A 1,766-nucleotide genomic window follows, 5' to 3' on the forward strand; every position below is an offset into this window, starting at 1 on the left:
CCTCGATGTCGGGCGAAAGCTTTTGCAAGGTGGCGAGCGCCAGCGGCAAGCCGGCGATCACGCCGGACTGCCGTGCGACCAGGATCGCTTGCGCCTTCGTTGCCTCGGGGATCGTCGCAAGCGAGGTAATGTCGCCGGCGCGGCCGAGATCCTCATCGAGCGCGCGGAGCACGGCCTCGTCGATCGCGAGCGGGGAGAGAAAGGCGTCGGGATAGAGCAGAGAGGTCGGGGTGATCATGGCAGACTCCGTCAGGCGATCATGGGTTGTGCGGTGCGCGGTGTCGGGCGTTCGCTCAGGCTGTCCGCGACCTCGCGTACTGCTGCGAGCGTCGTCATCGTGCGCTGCGCGAGGGCGGGTACGTCCGCGGCATGGTCGGAGCGGAAATGCGCGCCGCGGCTCTCGCGCCGGTTCCAGGCCGACGCCGCCACGAGCAGGGCTGCCGTTGCCATGTTGCGGACCGCGATGCTCGTGGCCTCTCGTTCGAGCGCGGCGAAGCTGCGAACCGCGTCCGCAAGCCCGTAACCGTCGCGGATCACGCCGACATGCGCGCTCATCAGCATCCGCAGCCGCTTCACGGCCGCAGCATCCGGTGCGCCGCCGCGCGGCGTCGCCGCGTCCGCAAGGCGGGCGGGCGAGGGGCTGGTGCGGCCGGCGATGTCATCGGCGATGCGTGCGGCGTAGACCACGGCCTCGAGCAGCGAATTCGACGCAAGCCGGTTCGCGCCATGCGCGCCGGTGGACGACACCTCGCCGCCGGCCCACAGCCCGTCGATCGAGCTGCGGCCGCGATGGTCGACGGCGATGCCGCCCATGTGGTAGTGCGCCGCCGGTGCGATCGGGATGGCCTGCGTGGCGGGATCGATGCCAGCGGCCATGCAGCTTGCATGAACCGTCGGGAATCTGTCGCCAAAACGTGCGCCCAGCGCTTGCCGCGCATCGAGAAAGGCGCCGCGCCCGGCCGAGATCTCCGCGAACACGCCGCAGGCCACGATGTCGCGCGGAGCGAGCTCGGCGAGCGGATGGCGCGCCGCCATGAAATGCTCGCCACGGCCGTTGATCAGCGTCGCGCCTTCACCGCGCAGCGCTTCGGTGGCGAGCGGCGCGGGATCGCGACCGACCATGATGGCGGTCGGGTGAAATTGCACGAACTCGGGATCTGCGATCACCGCGCCCGCGCGTGCGGCGATCGCAAGGCCGGATCCGCTGGCCTCGCGCGGATTGGTGGTGACAGCATAGAGATGGCCAATGCCGCCCGTGGCCAGCACCACCGTCCGCGCGGCGAGTAGGATCGGCCGTGCGGCGAAATTGTCGGCTTCGCTCAACTGAAGGCCGGTGACGGCGCCGTCCTCGGTCAACAGCGCTTCGGCGACGAATCCTTCGATCAGCCGGATCGACGGCGTGCGCCGCACGGCATCGCTCAGCGCCGCGATGATGGCGGCGCCCGCGCCATCGCCACGCACATGTACGATACGCCGCGCCGAGTGTGCGGCCTCGCGCCCGACTGCGAGCCTGCCTTCGAGATCGCGGTCGAACGGCACGCCATAGGCGAGAAGGTCGTGAATTCGCGGTGCCGCCTCGCGCGCGATCCCGAGTGCGATGGCTTCGTCGACGATGCCGCCGCCGACCGCAATCGTATCCGCGGCATGCGCTTCCGGCGTATCGCCGTCGGCCACGGCCGCGGCGATGCCGCCTTGCGCCCATGCGGACGACGCGCCCTGTCCAAGCGGCGCAGCCGAGATCAATGTCACCGGCCGCGGCGCGAGTT

General features: G+C 70.4%; 1 protein-coding gene and 1 pseudogene. Both read right to left on the minus strand.

The genetic code is table 11. The annotated features are described in order from the left end of the window. Positions 1-238, minus strand: a pseudogene (locus tag IVB13_RS21740) (nicotinate-nucleotide diphosphorylase (carboxylating)); the annotation flags it as partial. An 11-nt stretch (positions 239-249) separates the two neighbouring features. Then, on the minus strand, positions 250-1,766 hold a 1,517-nt coding region (locus tag IVB13_RS21745), incomplete at its 5' end, for an L-aspartate oxidase (protein WP_247490385.1).

The organism is Bradyrhizobium sp. 17, from assembly GCF_023073515.1.
Classification (GTDB): domain Bacteria; phylum Pseudomonadota; class Alphaproteobacteria; order Rhizobiales; family Xanthobacteraceae; genus Bradyrhizobium; species Bradyrhizobium canariense_D.